Origin of the sequence: Sediminibacillus massiliensis (assembly GCF_900156915.1) — a bacterium.
Classification (GTDB): Bacteria; Bacillota; Bacilli; order Bacillales; family Amphibacillaceae; genus Sediminibacillus_A; species Sediminibacillus_A massiliensis.
This window is the reverse complement of the sequence record NZ_LT732535.1, coordinates 239264-255885: the sequence shown is the minus strand read 5'-3', so window position 1 is coordinate 255885 and position 16622 is coordinate 239264. Positions and strand designations below refer to the sequence as shown.

The 16622-nt window shown below is 40.1% G+C and carries 23 protein-coding genes and 1 tRNA gene; 13 read left to right on the top strand and 11 right to left on the bottom strand.

The window, feature by feature from the left end:
• The first annotated feature begins 2 nt into the window (after positions 1–2).
• From CZ434_RS01840 to CZ434_RS01800, 9 genes are all read left to right on the top strand, one after another.
• Complete coding sequence (locus CZ434_RS01840) at positions 3–599, top strand: ATPase, T2SS/T4P/T4SS family (RefSeq protein ID WP_077621519.1); 597 nt, start codon at positions 3–5, stop codon at positions 597–599.
• On the top strand, positions 553–1608 hold the full coding sequence (gene comGB / locus CZ434_RS01835; RefSeq protein ID WP_077621518.1) for a competence type IV pilus assembly protein ComGB: 1056 nt from the start codon (positions 553–555) through the stop codon (positions 1606–1608). The genes CZ434_RS01840 and comGB overlap by 47 nt, the downstream gene beginning before the upstream one ends.
• A gap of 14 nt (positions 1609–1622) precedes the next feature.
• Positions 1623–1925 (top strand): competence type IV pilus major pilin ComGC, encoded by a 303-nt coding sequence (gene comGC, locus CZ434_RS01830; protein ID WP_077621517.1) that lies wholly within the window; start codon positions 1623–1625, stop codon positions 1923–1925.
• On the top strand, positions 1922–2371 hold the full coding sequence (gene comGD / locus CZ434_RS01825) for a competence type IV pilus minor pilin ComGD (protein ID WP_077621516.1): 450 nt from the start codon (positions 1922–1924) through the stop codon (positions 2369–2371). The genes comGC and comGD overlap by 4 nt, the downstream gene beginning before the upstream one ends.
• On the top strand, positions 2358–2687 hold the full coding sequence (locus CZ434_RS01820; RefSeq protein ID WP_077621515.1) for a hypothetical protein: 330 nt from the start codon (positions 2358–2360) through the stop codon (positions 2685–2687). Before comGD ends, CZ434_RS01820 begins: the two co-directional genes overlap by 14 nt.
• Positions 2635–3084 carry a ComGF family competence protein gene (locus CZ434_RS01815; RefSeq protein WP_179107144.1) on the top strand — a complete coding sequence of 150 codons (450 nt, stop codon included), beginning with the start codon at positions 2635–2637 and terminating at the stop codon, positions 3082–3084. The genes CZ434_RS01820 and CZ434_RS01815 overlap by 53 nt, the downstream gene beginning before the upstream one ends.
• Complete coding sequence (locus tag CZ434_RS01810; protein ID WP_077621513.1) at positions 3056–3451, top strand: competence type IV pilus minor pilin ComGG; 396 nt, start codon at positions 3056–3058, stop codon at positions 3449–3451. The genes CZ434_RS01815 and CZ434_RS01810 overlap by 29 nt, the downstream gene beginning before the upstream one ends.
• Before the next feature lie 42 nt (positions 3452–3493).
• Positions 3494–3565: transfer RNA gene (locus tag CZ434_RS01805), tRNA-Gln, on the top strand.
• A 125-nt stretch (positions 3566–3690) separates the two neighbouring features.
• Positions 3691–3933, top strand: a complete 243-nt coding sequence (locus CZ434_RS01800) for a DUF2626 domain-containing protein (RefSeq protein WP_077621512.1) — start codon at positions 3691–3693, stop codon at positions 3931–3933.
• Positions 3934–3983: 50 nt separating this feature from the next.
• Here CZ434_RS01800 and CZ434_RS01795 read toward each other — a convergent pair whose 3' ends face one another.
• Positions 3984–4610, bottom strand: a complete 627-nt coding sequence (locus CZ434_RS01795; protein WP_077621511.1) for an MBL fold metallo-hydrolase — start codon at positions 4608–4610, stop codon at positions 3984–3986.
• 157 nt (positions 4611–4767) lie between these two features.
• Between CZ434_RS01795 and CZ434_RS01790 the strand changes: the two genes are divergently transcribed.
• The gene (locus CZ434_RS01790) at positions 4768–4935 is read left to right on the top strand and encodes a DUF2759 family protein (RefSeq protein WP_077621510.1); all 168 of its coding nucleotides are present in this window, start codon (positions 4768–4770) and stop codon (positions 4933–4935) included.
• Positions 4936–5084: 149 nt separating this feature from the next.
• Here CZ434_RS01790 and CZ434_RS01785 read toward each other — a convergent pair whose 3' ends face one another.
• From CZ434_RS01785 to CZ434_RS01765, 5 genes are all read right to left on the bottom strand, one after another.
• Positions 5085–6980, bottom strand: coding sequence for an LTA synthase family protein (locus tag CZ434_RS01785; protein ID WP_077621509.1), 1896 nt, complete (start codon positions 6978–6980; stop codon positions 5085–5087).
• Positions 6981–7256: 276 nt separating this feature from the next.
• A complete protein-coding gene (locus tag CZ434_RS01780; RefSeq protein ID WP_077621508.1) occupies positions 7257–8222 on the bottom strand; it encodes an ROK family glucokinase in 966 nt (321 codons plus the stop codon).
• 32 nt (positions 8223–8254) lie between these two features.
• Positions 8255–8443 (bottom strand): YqgQ family protein, encoded by a 189-nt coding sequence (locus tag CZ434_RS01775; protein ID WP_077621507.1) that lies wholly within the window; start codon positions 8441–8443, stop codon positions 8255–8257.
• Positions 8444–8862: 419 nt separating this feature from the next.
• Entirely contained in the window at positions 8863–10320 is a 1458-nt protein-coding gene (locus CZ434_RS01770; protein ID WP_077621506.1) for a spore germination protein, read from the bottom strand.
• Between the two features lie 69 nt (positions 10321–10389).
• Positions 10390–11436: a M42 family metallopeptidase gene (locus CZ434_RS01765; RefSeq protein WP_077621505.1), complete on the bottom strand. Its 1047-nt coding sequence runs from the start codon at positions 11434–11436 to the stop codon at positions 10390–10392.
• Positions 11437–11539: 103 nt separating this feature from the next.
• Between CZ434_RS01765 and CZ434_RS01760 the strand changes: the two genes are divergently transcribed.
• Complete coding sequence (locus tag CZ434_RS01760; protein WP_077621504.1) at positions 11540–12415, top strand: hypothetical protein; 876 nt, start codon at positions 11540–11542, stop codon at positions 12413–12415.
• Positions 12416–12523: 108 nt separating this feature from the next.
• Here the strand turns inward: CZ434_RS01760 and CZ434_RS01755 are convergent, their stop codons facing one another.
• The 4 genes from CZ434_RS01755 to rpmG all read right to left on the bottom strand — a co-directional run bounded on the left by CZ434_RS01755 (position 12524) and on the right by rpmG (position 14873).
• Positions 12524–13702: a rhomboid family intramembrane serine protease gene (locus CZ434_RS01755; protein ID WP_077621503.1), complete on the bottom strand. Its 1179-nt coding sequence runs from the start codon at positions 13700–13702 to the stop codon at positions 12524–12526.
• Positions 13703–13781: 79 nt separating this feature from the next.
• On the bottom strand, positions 13782–13970 hold the full coding sequence (locus tag CZ434_RS01750) for a hypothetical protein (RefSeq protein ID WP_077621502.1): 189 nt from the start codon (positions 13968–13970) through the stop codon (positions 13782–13784).
• 105 nt (positions 13971–14075) lie between these two features.
• Positions 14076–14633 carry a 5-formyltetrahydrofolate cyclo-ligase gene (locus tag CZ434_RS01745; RefSeq protein ID WP_077621501.1) on the bottom strand — a complete coding sequence of 186 codons (558 nt, stop codon included), beginning with the start codon at positions 14631–14633 and terminating at the stop codon, positions 14076–14078.
• A 90-nt stretch (positions 14634–14723) separates the two neighbouring features.
• A complete protein-coding gene (rpmG, locus tag CZ434_RS01740) occupies positions 14724–14873 on the bottom strand; it encodes a 50S ribosomal protein L33 (RefSeq protein ID WP_018933855.1) in 150 nt (49 codons plus the stop codon).
• A gap of 208 nt (positions 14874–15081) precedes the next feature.
• Here rpmG and CZ434_RS01735 point away from each other — a divergent pair, with 208 nt between their 5' ends.
• Together CZ434_RS01735 and CZ434_RS01730 are read left to right on the top strand one after the other, a co-directional pair.
• Positions 15082–15444 (top strand): hypothetical protein, encoded by a 363-nt coding sequence (locus CZ434_RS01735; RefSeq protein ID WP_077621500.1) that lies wholly within the window; start codon positions 15082–15084, stop codon positions 15442–15444.
• Positions 15445–15906: an endolytic transglycosylase MltG gene (locus CZ434_RS01730; RefSeq protein ID WP_077621499.1), complete on the top strand. Its 462-nt coding sequence runs from the start codon at positions 15445–15447 to the stop codon at positions 15904–15906.
• 41 nt (positions 15907–15947) lie between these two features.
• On the opposite strand, the gene phoU is transcribed toward CZ434_RS01730, so the two are convergent.
• Positions 15948–16607 (bottom strand): phosphate signaling complex protein PhoU, encoded by a 660-nt coding sequence (gene phoU / locus CZ434_RS01725; RefSeq protein ID WP_077621498.1) that lies wholly within the window; start codon positions 16605–16607, stop codon positions 15948–15950.
• Positions 16608–16622 lie beyond the last annotated feature (15 nt).

Sequence of the window (16622 nt, the reverse complement as noted above, 5' to 3'; positions counted from 1 at the left end):
GTATTTATATCACCCGCCCGACCGGAAGTGGTAAAACGACAACTTTATATGCATTGCTTCAAACCCTGCTGAGGGAAAAGTCTTTCCAGGCAATCACTCTCGAAGATCCTGTCGAAAGAGAAATCCACGACATTTTGCAAGTCCAAGTCAACGAAAAGGCAGGAATAACATATCAAGCAGGGTTGAAAGCGGCTTTGAGGCACGATCCGGATATTCTCATGGTTGGAGAAATCCGCGATAAGGAAACAGCCCATTTCGCCTTTCATGCCGCTTACAGTGGCCACTTGGTTCTTAGCACACTTCACGCTAAGAATGCAGTAGGGACCATTCACAGATTGAAGGAAATGGGAATTAAAAAAAGTGACTTACACCAAACTCTGATAGCAGTGGCATCCCTCGAGCTAATTTCCATCATCACTCAGCCGCACCTTCCTTCAAGAGCTGCCATCATGGAACTGTTGGATTCCAATCAATTGACAAACGCAATAAATGAAAAAACGGTGGAAAGGCCATTTCTTTCATTTGACCATTTAAGGAGGAAAGCCTTTGCGTATGGATTTACAACAAAAGAAACCTTTTTCAAAGGTGCGGCAAAGTAAGCCCTCACTCGACCTTCAGCTGAAGTTTATAAAAAGGCTGGAAAGACTTATAACGAGTGGATATACCGTCATGCAAAGTCTCGAGATGATTAAGTGGGATCCCAAACTTGCCACACTGGTTGAGAAAATGTCTATTTCCTTATATGATGGAAAACCCATCGATGAAGCTTTTAAAGATGCAAACTTTCATGACAACATACTTGCTTATTTGTACTTCTGCAGAGCGAATGGCGATTTGGCTCACACGATCACAGCCTGCAGGAAAATGGTAGAAAGACAAGCTATACACACGAAGAAATTTCAACGCACATCCCGTTATCCGTTATTTTTGCTAGTTCTATTTGGATTTCTGCTCTTCTTTGTCAAACACTCCGTATACCCTTCCTTTCAGCAGCTTTTTGCCTCGACTGGCCAAACGGCACAAATTACAACTTTCTCCTTCCGACTTATCGATATAACTTTCGTCGGAATGAATGCTTTGTTTATTGCTGGTATTCTGGTTATGCCGTTCTGGTTGTTGATCAAGCCTTCCCTTTGGATTGGCACACGAATAAAAATCTACAATACCATCCCTCTGGTTCGTAGTTTTATACGAATTAACACAACCTACCTTTTTTCTCTACATCTGGGCTCTTTATTAAAAACAGGGATGCCCATAAAAGAAGCGTTTCATATTCTTAAGAATCAGACACGCCTTCCCATCTTATCCTATTACGCGTCGATCATGGTTGAAAATCTGGAGAAAGGTTCCCATTTGGATTCGGTTCTTCCGGGCTTATTACTATTGGAAAAGGAATTAGCCGAAATATTTCATAAAAATGTCAACAACGAGGCTTTAGAAAAGGATTTAACTGTCTATGCAGAAGTCCTCATCGAACGATTGCAGGAAAAAATCAAGAAATTGATCAGCATAATTCAACCAGCAGTTTTCACCCTTCTTGCGGGATTAATTATCGTTGTTTATCTGTCACTGATGCTGCCCATGTTTCATCTTATCGATAACATTTAAAAAGGAGGAAACAAATGAAAAACCAACGGGGATTTACATTGATTGAAATGCTTTTGGTACTTACCGTCATTTCCGTGCTTATGATTCTTATCATTCCCAATCTAGCCCATCAAAATGAGGAAGTTCAATCAAAAGGCTGCGATGCATTAATCGAAATGGCTACGGGCCAAATGACCGCTTACAAACTGGAATATGGCTCGTTTCCACAACAAATAAGCGAACTAGAAAATGAAAATTACCTTAAATCGACAACTTGTGATGGCGGGTCTAAATCGCTTGCCATCGAGAGCGGGGAAATCGTGCTTGTGGAACAATGAAAACAGCAAGAAAACAAGAAGGTTTCACTTTGATTGAAGTACTCGTTGTTTTAAGTATGTCCGCGATTTTCATGTTATTTGCAGTTTCTATTTCGGAGCGGTTGGTCGAGAAGTATAAAACAGAGCAATTTTTGCGTACATTCCAAAGCGACATCCTTTACCTTCAACAGTTATCCATGACTAACAGTAAGAGATTTTACACATTGGACATACAGCCGGCCAGCCATTCTTATACGATCAGGCAAGGGGGATTGGGAAAGGTGATAATATCCAGAGATATCCCAGCCAATTGGACAATCGAATTGAATTCTTTAAAAATGCCCATCACTTTCACCTATAAGGGAACTTTAAAAAATCCAGGAACGATGTATTTGAAAACAGACAGCAAAACTTACAGGATCGTATTCCCATTAGGCAAAGGTAGGAGTTACATTGTGGAACAATAAAGGGATTTCCATGGTAGAGATTTTAGTTTCCCTCTGTGTTTTTTTATTGATTCTCTCAACTCTGATACCTGTCATTTATCAATTGAAAATGGCAGAATACGAGTTGAAACTCAAAAGAAGCATCCAGTCCGAACTTCATGACCGGATCATTCTGTCCGACTTTCCTGTTCCTTCCAACAACAGGGCTGTCATTTTCCATACAAATGTCGATTTTGAATTCAAGATCGAGAATCGTCTTGTGAAAGGATGTGCTTATTGGAAAAGTGAAAAACAAAGCACCGAATCGTTTTGTTTATACAATATTGCAAGGGAGTGAAGGATTTACATTCCTGACCATGCTATTTGCGTTATGCATCCTATTCTTGATGCTCCCTTTTATTCCCTTTCTTTTCCGTAGCCTCTCGGAATCTGAAGATCATTATCAAGAGCTAGCTACACGACAGTTCTTCTTCTTTACAGCAGATGAAATCTTCCAAGCAAATCGTATTGCCATACAAAACGATGAACTAGTTCTTCACCATGCAGGAAGTGAAACGGTCCATATCAGTCAGTATGGAAATGTGGTCCGGAGACAGGTTCTCGGCAAAGGCCATGAAATTCTGTTGAGAGATGTAGCTGATTTTCAAGTTGCCAAACTAGCACACGGAATATCCGTTTCCATCACCACTACGGAAGGAGAGACATATGAAAAAGCCTTCAGCTGCTATGAATAGACTGGCTAACAATAATGGCTATTTTTTCCCCTTTATTGCCGGACTTGCCGTTTTAACTTTGTTCTTATCAAGCACCGCTGTTTCCGTATATAAAAACAACTTGGAAATCACCTATAAACAGACAGAACAACTAATCGTCGACAATTTACTTGAAATGGGGATGATCGAATTTATTGAAGAAACGGAAAATCACGCTTTAATAACGGACCAAACTGAATTCGAATACGATTACCCTACCGGAAAGGTTACGATAGAATTTTTTCAACCCTCGAATGCTCCCTACCATTTGAAGGTACAAGTAACATCAAACCAAGGAACTGTCTATCATACAGAAAAAGATATAACTTTTTTGGATTTTCCCGCATAAATGGAGTCTGCTGAACAATACTAAAAGGGAGAAAATCTTCTATGGGCTATAGCCAAGCGGTAAGGCAGCGGATTTTGATTCCGTCATTCGCTGGTTCGAATCCAGCTAGCCCAGTTTTTTTAGTATTTATATTATGATAGCGGACACATAAATGACAGAATATGATAAGATTTATTTACAATGTATTTTCACTCGTTTATAATAACGATGATATGCAACCTTTGTAAAGGAGGGAAAGTATGGATAGAATGTATCGAGTTCTTGCCTTTTGGACGGGTATCTTTACAGTGATGTTTTTCATAGCTGGTTTGAATAACCTGACGATGCTGTTTTTAGTACAAACTGTATTTTTCGTAGCGGTCAGCTACTTGAACTTGTCTGAAAGAATGTATATGTACTTATTTGGTGCTTATTGTACCGTATTCTTTATCGGTTTTACTTACTATTCAAACTTCATACTAGTTCCCGGCTTTGGGCATTAAAAAAAGCTCCGGTTTCCACGATTGGAACCGGAGTTTTTTTATATGGGAGTTTATCCTTGTTTAATGAATGGATTGCTTTTTTTCTCTATTCCGATACTAGTAGGACCGCCATGACCGGGGTACACCTTATAGTCATCTGCCAATGTGTAAAGTTCCGTTTTGATACTATTTAGCAGGATATCATAATCTCCTCCCGGCAAGTCCGTCCTTCCGATTCCAGCCTGGAAAAGTGTGTCACCGGAAATCACAAAGCTATCATGATGGAAAACAAATGATACTCCTCCCGGAGAATGTCCTGGTGTCTCTCTTACCTCAAATTCGAATCCACCTATTTGTTTATTACCTTTGCCGATAAATTCGTCTGCCCGACGTGCAGATATGGGTTCTGACTGAAATAATGAAGATCCATTCAAATTAGGATTGGGAAGCCAGTCAGCTTCTTCCTCATGGACGTATACCGATATATTGAAGCGGTCGCGGACAACATCAACAGCCCCTATATGATCAAAGTGGGCATGTGTCAGCAAGACTGCCAAAGGTTTTAGATGTTTATCTTCTATCCAAGAAACTAATTCCTCTGGATCTCCTCCTGGATCGATAATCAACGCTTTCTCCTGTTGGTATAATATGTAACAATTTGTTCCCAGCGGTCCTAATGATAACTTCTCTATGTGCATCTATATCACTCCTATAAAACATAGTATAAAACGTTCATGTATATCTCGACAAATCATATAATTTGTTTTAAAATGTATGAGGAGATATTATCTAATACATATTAAAACAAATAATTCCTTACACAGGCTTAGGAATCTGACAAGGAGGTTTGGAATAATGGTTTTAGCACTAATGCTGCTAGTTGTCACAATTCTTTGCGCTATTGCTGTTATCCGGGAGTTAAAAGCTAAAAACATGTTCGCAGTTGCATTTGCCGGTTTATCTGTCTTAGTGTTTGGATTTTTTTCCATTGCAACCATCTACACGGAGCTTTTCGCATCTTAAAAACGATGAGTCCCTACCCGGCTATGGGTAGGGATTTTTCTTTTTACCCTCCTTCGATTCACCTATCCCAAAAAATGCTCTAATTGAAAAAGGATTTCCTCATACAGATTATTGAAAAAGGCATTCCACTAAATGGAATGCCTTTTTCTTTACTCATCCTCTTCGAAATTATAGAAACGGAATAAGTCGCCATAAATTATTTGGTCTGAATAAGAAAGTTCTTTTTCCACCTTCTCTTTAATTGGCTGGCAGGCACTATCCTGTTCATTTCCCTGGTCTAATCCAGTTGGATCGGTTTCGATCAATTCACCTGTTTCCCTATTGAAACATTGTCCTTTGCTGTAAATATATTCATCACTGATAAAGCTGCCGTCCCTCAATGCGATGAAATCTTTACGGTCTTCAGTGAATAAGTCTGTACCGAATGTTATATCGTCTTCATTCTCAATCCCCAGCAAATGCAGAAGGGTTGGTTTGACATCTATTTGTCCCGCGATGTCTGAGATAACTCCCCCTTCTTGTCCAGGAATATGGATAAAGAAAGGAACTCGTTGCAATTGGACATGGTCATAAGGAGTGATTTCTTCTTTTCCAAGATACTGGCTCATCGCTTTGTTATGGAACTCACTAATCCCATAATGATCTCCCATCAAAACGATGATGGAATCTTCATAAAGACCGGATTCCTTCAAATCGGCAAAGAATTGTTGTACCGCTTCGTCCGTGTACCTTACAGTCGGGAAATATTGATTAAGTGTTCTGGAATTCGAATCATATTGGTCGATAGACGCATCTTCCTCATCCAAATCAAATGGATAATGATTCGTGAGCGTGATAAATTTTGAATAGAAAGGCTGTTGCTGACCTTGCAAATATTTAATCGATTGGTCGAAAAATTCCTTGTCCTTCAATCCCCAACCGATTGAATTTTCTTCATTGACTTCATAAGAATCGACATCAAAAAACTTATCATAACCTATGTTGTCGTACATTACATCACGGTTCCAGAAACTTTTATTGTTTGCATGAAAAACAGACGAGTGATACCCTGCTTCTTTCAGAATTTCAGGCAAAGCATTATACTCGTTTTGGCCATGGGTGAAGTAAACAGCACCTCTTGGCAAAGGATACAAGGAATTCTCTACAAGAAATTCTGAATCGGACGTTTTGCCCTGTTGTGTTTGGTGGTAGAAGTTTTCAAAATAGTAACTGTCATCGATTAAATCATTCAAGAAAGGCGTAATTTCCTCTCCGTTCACTTCGTTATTAATTACGAAGCTTTGAACTGATTCCAAAGAAACAAAGATGACATTTTTGTCTTCTGCTATACCGAACAAATCCGATTTTTGTTCACTAGTTGCATTGTTGTCCACATATTTTTTGATTTCGGGCATTTCGGTTCCATCGGCAAACACACGTTGTGCCTTCGTCTTGGATTGTAAAGCAATATCATAAATATGATAATTGAAGACGCCAAGGTTTTTCACTAAATATTCCCGGTCAAATGTTCTTTGCAGCAATTGAGGGCGCTCAATTTCAGCAAGAACATAGTTGAAAAGCAGGAACAACAACGACATACTCAGTGCCATCGTCTTGGCTCGCTTGCGGTAAGAAACGGCCATGTCTTCCGGACGTTTTCTGCTCAAGTACCAAATAATCGCAACATCCGCAAACAACAGTAAGTCCTGAAGATGGACCAGGGACAAAATGCTGGATCCCAAATCAGCCGCATTGCTTCCCTGGAAAAGGACTGGAATAGTAATGAAGTCGGTGAAATTCCTATAAAAAATCAAGTTGAAATATAGTATAATCGTCCCGAGAAAAGCGGTATATCGCAAAAATTTCAGTTGGCGCTTTTTCACAAACCAGACACTGACCGCGAATATCAAAAAGGCGGAAGCGAATGGATTAATAAACAAAATTAATTCCTGCATCGGATTATCCAACGAAATGTTAAATATGAACCGATACACAATATATGTCTTAAGGCCAAATAAAATACTGGCAATAATATACAATGGTATATTAACTTGTCGCTTAGACATGATGATTCCTCCTATCATTGGTTCCTTTTCATAGTTTTTTAGATTCATTTTGAGTTTTACAATTTACATTACGCTTACAGTTCAATAATATATTCCACCGGGACGGTAAAATAAACGCTATTAATATAGACGATGGTCGGTTTAAAAAAGTTTCATAGTGTGCTTGTTTTTTTTACTTTAATTTAATATTTCTATATTTTAATAGATATGCACAGAAAAATAAACCCTGGTCAAAGGGTTTATTTTTCACATGCAGCACTTCTGTAAAAAGATTGATCAGCCTTGTTGGGCCTGCTTCACTAAAAAGGCAGCTCCTATAACTCCAGCATCATTTCCCAACTCTGCTATCACAAATTCACACGCTTCGCTGATACGTGGAAGTGCATGTTTGTCAAAAGCTTTTCGAAGTGGGCGTAACAACTGTTCACCCGCCAATGAAACTCCGCCACTAATGACAATCTTGCTCGGGTTAATCACAGTGGCTGTATTTGCAATGGCCAATCCCAAAACATCTGTAACATGCTCAATAAGCTCTATAGCAGCCTGATCGTCTTTCTCTGCAGCCTCAAAGACATCCTTTGAAGTTACTTTTCCATTATCATTTAAATAATTTCTTAGTATAGTTTCACAACCGCTTGCCACTACATCCGAAGCAAGTCTCGCTATACCTGTAGCTGAAGCGATTGTTTCGAGACAACCCCTCCGCCCGCAGTTGCATGGTGCCCCATCAGGTTCAACAGTGAAGTGTCCGATTTCTCCAGCCGTTCCATTCGCTCCATTCAAAATCAATTTATTGGATATAATGCCCCCACCGACACCAGTACCAAGTGTGACGGCGACCAAATTGTCAGCCTGGTTTCCCGAGCCTAGCCAGTTTTCACCCAAGGCAGCAATATTGGCATCGTTATCCACTAAAACAGGGAGACCTGATTTTTCTTCCAATTGTCCTTTTAAATCAAAGTCCTTCCACCCTATATTAACTGCTATGGAAACAATGCCTGTCGATGGTTCAACAAAACCTGGGGCACCTGCACCGATACCGAGGATAAAGTCTTTGTTAATGGCCAGTTCTTCCAGTTTTTTTTCAATAGACGCCCAGATGTCATCCGGAATGGATATGCCGCCATTAGCCGTATTTGTTTCGATTTCCCACTTGTCAATAATGGTACCCGATTCACTGATTATTGCCTGCTTAACTGTCGTTCCACCGATATCTATCCCGATCGCATATTTTTCAGCCATATTTTTCTTCCCCCTATTGAATGAAAACTCGTCTATAAATTCTGTTTTTCTTTCTGCAGAACACTGATCGCCATTTGGTATTCTTGGGATGTGATAAACTGTGACACAAATAATTCTCGCAACTCATCTTCCATCATCTCCAAGTCGGCGAGCCGATCTCCCAAGTAAATGATTGTGCCAAACTTTTTCAATAATTGTCTTACATCATAAATCGTTTTCATAAAAATCACCAATTGATATTATATCATTTTTCAATCGTAAAGGAATAATTTATCTACTCTTTTAGAAACCACTTTTGTTTCCCGACTTTACAGTTGAGGGAAACTGCGAACTAGTGAAAATTCATTTTTGTGTGGCTTCTTCTTGTTCTTATTTTAGTTGAATGCTAACCCGGCGCTCCGGAAAAATACGAGACTCCAGTGTGGGAAAGGAACAGTCTGAAGACCCCACAGCCGGTGGTTTTCCGGCGAGGAGGCTGAAGCGTTCCCCACGGAAAGCGAGTGTTTTTCCGCAGCGCTGGACCGCCACTCAATCCAAAAAGGATGGTAGGAGTCACGTTTAGTGAAACTAGTTATGTCACAGTTTATAGAAGATAACAAGGATGGGGTCATTAAAAAGTAAAACAAAAAACCCGGCCGTTTTAGCGGTCGGGGTCTTGTGGATTGAGGAAAGTTGGTCTTCGGTTTTTCAATGGAATCGGGGAGCGAATCAGTACGTCACGCAATGCCCTTGCGGAGAATGGCAGGAAAGGCCAAAGATATCCGATTCTGAATGAATCCATACGCAATAGGTAAAAAATCCAGATGGTAATCCCTGCAACATATCCTTTGACACCGAATATAGCTGTGGCTATCAGCAGTATAATCCGGTATGTCCGATTGGCCAGACTAAGTTCATAACTTGGAGTGGCAAAAGTACCGATAGCAGCAACAGCCAAATACAATACGACTTCATGAGAAAACAATCCTACTTCTACAGCGACTTCCCCGATTAAGATGGCTGCCACCAATCCAAGTGCGGTCGCAAGGGCTGTAGGAGTATGGATAGCAGCCATCCTGAGCATATCGATTCCTACTTCAGCGACTAAAAATTGAACCAAAATCGGGACAGTTCCATCCTGGCTCGGCCCGATAAATGAAAGGTTTTCAGGCAACAAATCCGGCTGCTTTGAAAACAGGTAATATAAAGGCAATATAAAGATGGATGCAATAACAGCAATAAACCGCACAAATCGTAAATAGGCACCTATAAACGGTTTTTGTCTGTATTCTTCTGCATGCTGCAAGTGATGCCAAAAAGTGGCTGGTGTGATCATAACGCTCGGCGAGCCATCGATTATAAGAAGTATGTGTCCTTCGTATAAATGTGCAGCCGCTGTGTCGGGCCGTTCTGTGTACCTGATTGTGGGGTAGGGATTCCAGTGCCTTCCGCATAGAAATTCTTCAATTGTTTTTTCTGCCATCGGCAAGCCATCTGTATCGATTTTTTTCAAGTGTTCTTTCAATGTTTTGACTCTCTCCATATCTGCTATATCTTCCAGATAGCAGACACAAACATCGGTTTTTGAACGCCTGCCCACGCTCAGATATTCCATTCTTAGCGACCTGTCCCTCACTCTCCTCCTAGTCAATGCAGTGTTGAAAACAATAGTTTCTACGTATCCATCACGCGAACCCCTTACCACTCTTTCAAGATCGGGCTCTGCTACTCCTCTGACAGGATAAGTACGAGCATCAATCATGATGATTTGATCAATGCCTTCAACAATCAATGCTATTGGACCAGCTAGAACTTGATCTGAAGCTTGATCTAAATCGCCCAGTTTGTCCAATTCAATATAAGGTATATTTGTTTTTAATAATTTTTCGAGCGGGTCAGGTTCTAACTGGTCCTCTTTCAGCCTTGCAAGAAATTTCATCAGTAAATGGAGGATATCATCTTTTACAAATCCATCAATCATGAACATGGCCATCCGTCGACCCGCATACTCCAAGTCTAAATGAATGACATCAAAGCTTTTGTCAACGGCAAGTCTGTCTTTTATATAGTTTACATTATCATTAAAATTCCGGTACATAGGTTTCGATTCCTTATCCATCGTCTCACCCTAAACAAATTGATGGTTGTATTTTGCACCGAAAGAATTTATAACATGCATGTAATATAACTAAACTATTTCTGATTGCAGATAATGCTTTAATAGCTTCAATGTATTCACAAGTGAGTCGACGTGTGTCCGTTCGAAGGAATTCGAGGCATCGATTCCCGGACCGATGAGCCCGTGTCTGACATCCGACCCTGCAAAAACGGCACTGGATGCATCTGAACTGTAAAAAGGATAGACGTCCACCTGATGTCCGAGCCTGTACTGCCTTGCAAGGTCCACCAAGTGTTTCCTCAATTGAAAATGATAAGGTCCGCTCGTATCCTTGGCACATATCGACACGTCATATTCAGTGGAAGTCTGTCCTTCTCCAATCGCCCCTATGTCTACCGCCAAATATTCGACTGTTTGGGAAGGAATTGACGCATTGCCACCATAACCAATCTCTTCGTTATTAGAGATATAAAAGTGAGTGGTATGCGGCAGTTCTATTCCATCCATGTGGATTTTATCCATTAAATGAAGCAATACGGCCAAACCGGCTTTATCATCCAAATGCCGCGACTTTACAAACCCCTCTTCAGTTACTTCAAATCTCGGTTCAAATGATACGAAATCCCCTACCTGGATTCCTAATCGTTGTTGAACCTCCTGTTTCGATTTTACTTTTGCATCTATCCTGACCTCGATATGTTCTTCATCTCTTTTCCCCTTTTCGGCTTGGTCATGGACATGGACAGAAGCCTGTTCCATCAAAATCGTTCCCGTCCAGGATTCCCCATCCATAGTATGGATATTGCAATATTCTCCTTCAATACTATTCCACGCAAAGTCGCCGATTTTGCTGATCCGCAGTTTGCCGTTTTCTTTTATTTCTTTTACCATCGCTCCAAGTGTATCGACATGTGCTGTCAAGAATCGGTGTTTCAAACTGTCCTTTCCTTGCATCGTGGCAAGCAATGCACCCTTATTCGTCTTTACTGTATCGATTCCCCTGGCTCTCAACAAGTTGCGGCAGAAGTCTATTGCCTCATCAGTATGGCCGGATGGGCTGGGTATCTTGACTAACTGCTCGATAGTTTCTACAATCATTCTTCCTTCTAAGTTCATTATTCTCCTCCATTCATAAACTGTGTTTTTCTTCATATATTTATAAAAGCTTGTCTTGGGCACTGTACTGGTCACTAAAGGCTGTCACAGAGGGGGGCATACCATGAGTAAAAGTTCTGTTGCTCTTATTTGCGTGATAATTGGATGTTTGGCTCTTGGATGGGCTGTCTACGAGAAACAAGACGTTTCCGTTATCAAATATTTTCCACCTGATGAAAGTCAGTCCTTTTCTTCCTTCTCAACGGAAATTAATATGCTGTCACAGACAGATCTAGATGAATACGATATCCAGGTGATTTCTGATTCTACAATGGAAGCACCCATTTATTTAAGACAGGATGTTTCTTTGCTCTATGTAGACGGTCGCTTAAAAGGCATCTTAAGTAAATGGAAGGAAAACGCACAATCCATTTCTCAAGAGTCGACCATTCACGGTGAAGACAGCAGTCACTTCCAAGCGATAACTTTACATCACGGGGAAGTACACTACCCGGATGACAAGATCAAAAGCATCCAGGCTATGAGCTATGATGAATTATATGTCATAGATTCGCCTTATTCACCATTGGAGTCCTTCAGCAAACCTGTTAATCCAACCCAGGTAGAATGGAAAAAAACACTTGACCATGCCACAAACCAACAACTCAGCTATTTTTGGAGGCAACTTATCGCCGATTACAAAATACCGAGCAACAGTTACACCATCGTGCCCTTAACTGAGTTATATCAATTTCAATCGACTCCTTTGCCGAACCTTACACAGGAAAAGACCAACCAAGTGATTGGCCAGCTTTGGGAGGGCTTATATAAAAATTATATACTCGGAGTGTCTCAAAGCCAGACAGAGACAAATCCGCTCAACACCTTCATTCCAATTATTTTGTTCGATAATAATGGCAAACACCTTATTGTCCTTTATCGAGACAATCGTGGCAAAAACCAACAGTTAATACAATACTATTCTACCGAACCCAATTGATTGAATGGCAGCCGGGGATTTTTGTATAGTTGTTCCAGCAGGAGATCGTTGTTCATCTCCCTGAAAGGGTTTGCTCTGCTGCCAGCAACTACAATCAAGGGATAATAATCAGTAAAGTCCGTAAAATACCAGACTAATAAGAACGGCGATATATGCAGCAAAAGCGGCCAATTGTCTCGGTAGACTGGCGTTATCCGGCAGTGCCACGAATGCAGATGCTGCAAAGCCTCCGACCAGCCCTCCTATATGGGCACCATTATCAACCTGTGGGACGACAAAGCCAAATATAATATTTATGGCAAGGATAAACAGAAGGTTCCAGCCCATCGTTCGAAAAAAAAGTTTCTTATAAGTAATACCAAAGAACAACAATGCTCCAAACAAACCAAATATGGCACCCGAAGCACCAGCGGATACCTGCGTATTAAAAGCAAAACTGGCCAGCCCGCCGGAAATTCCTGCCGAGAAATAAATAACGGTAAATCGGAAGCTGCCATAAATTTTCTCGACAGCGGCCCCTAAATAGTAAAGGGCGAGCATGTTCATTAATAAATGAAAAAAACCTATGTGAAGAAACATCGAACTTACGATTCGCCACCATTCTCCCTCTTTGATTGCCGGATTATATTTAGCCCCAAAATCTATCAAGGTTTTTACATTCATACTTCCCCCATTTTGTTCCAGGAAGAAGAACAGCAAAAAATTAATTATTAACAACCCGAAGACCCAAACCGGCCTGCCATATGTAAAAACAGAATGTTCCTTTTTCCGTGCTTCCCTGTGTCTTTCCATGAGTCTTCTTTTCCACGTAAGAACAGCTTCGTCCGCGGCCAATTCGCTTTGAAGTTGAAGGTGGTCGTCCCGGTTTTCCACATGCAGATTAGAGTAAAATCTTTCCAGTTCATTTTCCAAATTGTATTGATTCAGGTAATACGTCAGGATTTCTGTCTGTTTTATCCCCGGCACTTCTACCGGCTTTTTCAAACTTTCCCATTGATCAACCGGGGGATACCAGTTTATATAAACATTATGGATTTTCACACTTCTTCCCACTATCATGCTTCTAAGTCTTTTCACCTTATCAGACACAGCGGAAATATCGCTTTTCATGTGATTTTGCCAGCCGAACCCTTTTTGAAACAGTCTGACAACATGTGTGGAATCTTTTATCTTTTTTTCCAACCATATCTCGTTTTTTACGTTATCCAGATGAAGGATTTCGAAACCATGCATTTCTGTCAGCCCGGCTGAAATCTGATATAAGAGATATTCCTCTTGCATAAGCATTTATGGTCCCACCTCTCTCCTTCATGATACCATGTCTGCATTAAACCAAAGAAAATGATGCTTAAAAAAACGTCCAGCACTAAAGCGCTGAACGTCCTAATATAGAAGGCAGAATTTTGCTTCTTATGAATGGCATATTCATGGAAATGGTGACGATAACCTTTCTTATCGTATTAATCGCCAACAATGCATTAAGGATTTTGAATCTTCTTTGAAACAGGATGCTTGTACCTACCAGTAAAGTTGCAATTACAATGAACCCCCTCATGACAGCCCTCCTTCTCTATTTTTGCTTTTATTTTGTTTCATGGGCCGTTTTTTATGCGAAAATTACGCCTTCATCGCGAGGGACATACGCAAAAATAAAAGCAGTTTAAAAGAAAAGACCTTTTTCCGTTATAATGTGTTGGACGGGTATATCATGGCTTTCTTTAGGTACTCTTGTCATTAACTGCTCAGAACTCGTGATGGAGAGGGTAACGTTAGGAAAGTCCTGTATATAGCGATCATAATATCCTCCCCCGTAACCAACACGGTAACCTTCTTGGTCAAATAAAAGACCAGGAACAATTAACAAATCAATAAAATCTTTTCCCATTTCCTTTTTTTGTTCCGGTATAGGTTCCAATAAATCCATATACACGCATTCCAATTGGTCATAAGACTCCAGACGATAAAAAACAATTTCCGGAATGTTCGGAAAGCATTTCGGAACACAGACCGTTTTATTTTCTTTCCAAGCTTGTTCGATGATGAGTTTAGTGTCCCATTCATGCCTTTGAGAGACGGTAACTGCAACAGATCGGCTCGAAGTCCAAAAGGTTGAGTGAATAAGATGGAAAAAAAGTCGTTCTTCAACCTTTTTCCTTTTTTCCACCGAAAAGTTTTCCAGTTTTCTTTTCGCTTGCTTCCGCAAAATTTTCTTATCCATAAAGTGACTTCCAATCCGGCAAAAGCCTTGAATATGATAAAAAAACTCTTACCGGCATGGTAAGAGTTTTCGTCATGCACCTAAAGCAGATTACTTTGTTTCACGGTGCAATGTATGTCTTTTCAAACGTGGAGAATATTTCTTAAGCTCTAAACGTTCAGGATGTTTACGCTTGTTTTTTGTAGTAATGTAATTGCGATCACCAGTTTCGGTGCAAGCAAGTGTAATGTTAACACGCATTCTTTATCCCTCCAAACCATTTCTAGTCATCAACAAGTAATTGTTATCATTTCTCAGACTTAATTATATTATCAAAAAAACAAAAGGATTTCAACCTCTTATCAGAAAAGCTTTTATATCCTTCTTGTTTCCATCATGGTTAATCTGTGATATAACTATAAAGGACGATTTTACAATACATATATTATTTAAGGAAATGAGGAACAAAATGGTCTATGCCTTTATCACTTTGCTAATTATTTCTATTGTTCTATTTTTAATGTCATTTTTCATGAACGATCGATTTAAAAACATCGAAAACCAATTGGAACAGTTCTCGATCACTTCCATGCAGGAATCTTATCAACTTAAAAAGAAAATTAAAATCCTTGAAGAAGAACTACTGACAGAAGATTTGACGGATGGTTTTCCAAGCAGTACTACATCCCAAATACCACCCATGTACCAACGAATCCACTCTTTATATGCCCAAGGAAGTGACGTTTCAGAGATTTCAAGAAAGACATCTTTGAAAGAGAACGATGTACATGCAATCATTTCTCAACTTACTCAAAACAAGGGGCAATCGTAAATGAAACAAACTATACGATCCTTCGCTCTTGGCATTTTCCTTTCGGTCACTTTGTTGGCAGCTATTTTCTTTTTAGAGAATAATGAGGAAAAAGAACCTGCTGTTTCTGTATCAGAAATGATTGAAACAATCGAATCGGAGGGTTACGAAGTATACACGCACCAACAGGCAGAATCCTTAAAAAACACCGCCGTTCAAGAAAAAACGGATAGTAAACAGGAGACTGAACAGAAAGAAGAACAAGAAGATAAACCGGCCGAAACTGTAATTACTGTGACAGAGGGAATGACAACCAGCCAATTAGTAAACCAGCTTACCTCTGCAGAAATTATAGAGGATGAGCAATCATTTATTGATTTTCTGATTGAAAATGATTACAGTAAAAAAATCCAAATTGGCAAATTTGGATTAGAAAAAGACATGACATATAAAGAGATAGCTGAACGACTGACAGGCAAATGATATTACGAAAGGTCATCGGAAGAGTATCCCGACGGCCTTTCTTATTTGTTCAGGTCAAGCGATTCACCTTTAACCAAGTATAAAATGCTTTCCCCGATATTAGTAATATGATCCCCGAACCGCTCAATATACCTTCCGCTGAATGCCATCTGCATAATATGTTGGATTTTTTGTGGATTGTTTGCAGTCTCTTCCAGTAATTCTTTGACCAACTCTCCATACATATTGTCGATAACATCGTCCATCTCGCCCAACTTCCTTGCTAACGTTATATCTTCATATTCAAACGCCGTAATAGAAAGGTCAATCATTTCTGTAGCTTTCTTCTTCATCTGGTCCAATAACGGATGAATGACAAGGCCATGACCTTCTCCAAGATGAATCGTTGATTTGGCAATATTTTTGGCGTTGTCGGCCATCCGCTCCAAATCAGAAGAAATTCTGAGGGCGACAATCAACCTGCGCAAATCGGTGGCAACCGGCTGCTGCTTCGCAATGAGAAGAATGGTCTCTTCATTTATCTCTAGTTCCTTGTCATCGAGCAACTTGTCATCCAAAATGATTTGATTCGCGAGATTTACATCTTCTGTATTGAGAGCCAATATTGCTCTGTTCAATGCTTCCTTGGTTCCATTAGCTAAATCAATAATACTCTTTTTCAATTCTGACATCTCATCATTAAAATGCTCTCTTACAGCCATTTAATTACCTCATTT

Bases quoted from the DNA above. Each gene is read 5' to 3' on its own strand.
- comGB (WP_077621518.1), top strand. From the start codon at position 553: ATGGATTTACAACAAAAGAAACCTTTTTCAAAGGTGCGGCAAAGTAAG.
- comGC (WP_077621517.1), top strand. From the start codon at position 1,623: ATGAAAAACCAACGGGGATTTACATTGATTGAAATGCTTTTGGTACTT.
- comGD (WP_077621516.1), top strand. From the start codon at position 1,922: ATGAAAACAGCAAGAAAACAAGAAGGTTTCACTTTGATTGAAGTACTC.
- CZ434_RS01810 (WP_077621513.1), top strand. From the start codon at position 3,056: ATGAAAAAGCCTTCAGCTGCTATGAATAGACTGGCTAACAATAATGGC.
- CZ434_RS01800 (WP_077621512.1), top strand. From the start codon at position 3,691: ATGGATAGAATGTATCGAGTTCTTGCCTTTTGGACGGGTATCTTTACA.
- CZ434_RS01795 (WP_077621511.1), bottom strand. From the start codon at position 4,610: ATGCACATAGAGAAGTTATCATTAGGACCGCTGGGAACAAATTGTTAC.
- CZ434_RS01790 (WP_077621510.1), top strand. From the start codon at position 4,768: ATGGTTTTAGCACTAATGCTGCTAGTTGTCACAATTCTTTGCGCTATT.
- CZ434_RS01785 (WP_077621509.1), bottom strand. From the start codon at position 6,980: ATGTCTAAGCGACAAGTTAATATACCATTGTATATTATTGCCAGTATT.
- CZ434_RS01780 (WP_077621508.1), bottom strand. From the start codon at position 8,222: ATGGCTGAAAAATATGCGATCGGGATAGATATCGGTGGAACGACAGTT.
- CZ434_RS01775 (WP_077621507.1), bottom strand. From the start codon at position 8,443: ATGAAAACGATTTATGATGTAAGACAATTATTGAAAAAGTTTGGCACA.
- CZ434_RS01770 (WP_077621506.1), bottom strand. From the start codon at position 10,320: ATGGATAAGGAATCGAAACCTATGTACCGGAATTTTAATGATAATGTA.
- CZ434_RS01765 (WP_077621505.1), bottom strand. From the start codon at position 11,436: ATGAACTTAGAAGGAAGAATGATTGTAGAAACTATCGAGCAGTTAGTC.
- CZ434_RS01760 (WP_077621504.1), top strand. From the start codon at position 11,540: ATGAGTAAAAGTTCTGTTGCTCTTATTTGCGTGATAATTGGATGTTTG.
- CZ434_RS01755 (WP_077621503.1), bottom strand. From the start codon at position 13,702: ATGCTTATGCAAGAGGAATATCTCTTATATCAGATTTCAGCCGGGCTG.
- CZ434_RS01750 (WP_077621502.1), bottom strand. From the start codon at position 13,970: ATGAGGGGGTTCATTGTAATTGCAACTTTACTGGTAGGTACAAGCATC.
- CZ434_RS01745 (WP_077621501.1), bottom strand. From the start codon at position 14,633: ATGGATAAGAAAATTTTGCGGAAGCAAGCGAAAAGAAAACTGGAAAAC.
- rpmG (WP_018933855.1), bottom strand. From the start codon at position 14,873: ATGCGTGTTAACATTACACTTGCTTGCACCGAAACTGGTGATCGCAAT.
- CZ434_RS01735 (WP_077621500.1), top strand. From the start codon at position 15,082: ATGGTCTATGCCTTTATCACTTTGCTAATTATTTCTATTGTTCTATTT.
- CZ434_RS01730 (WP_077621499.1), top strand. From the start codon at position 15,445: ATGAAACAAACTATACGATCCTTCGCTCTTGGCATTTTCCTTTCGGTC.
- phoU (WP_077621498.1), bottom strand. From the start codon at position 16,607: ATGGCTGTAAGAGAGCATTTTAATGATGAGATGTCAGAATTGAAAAAG.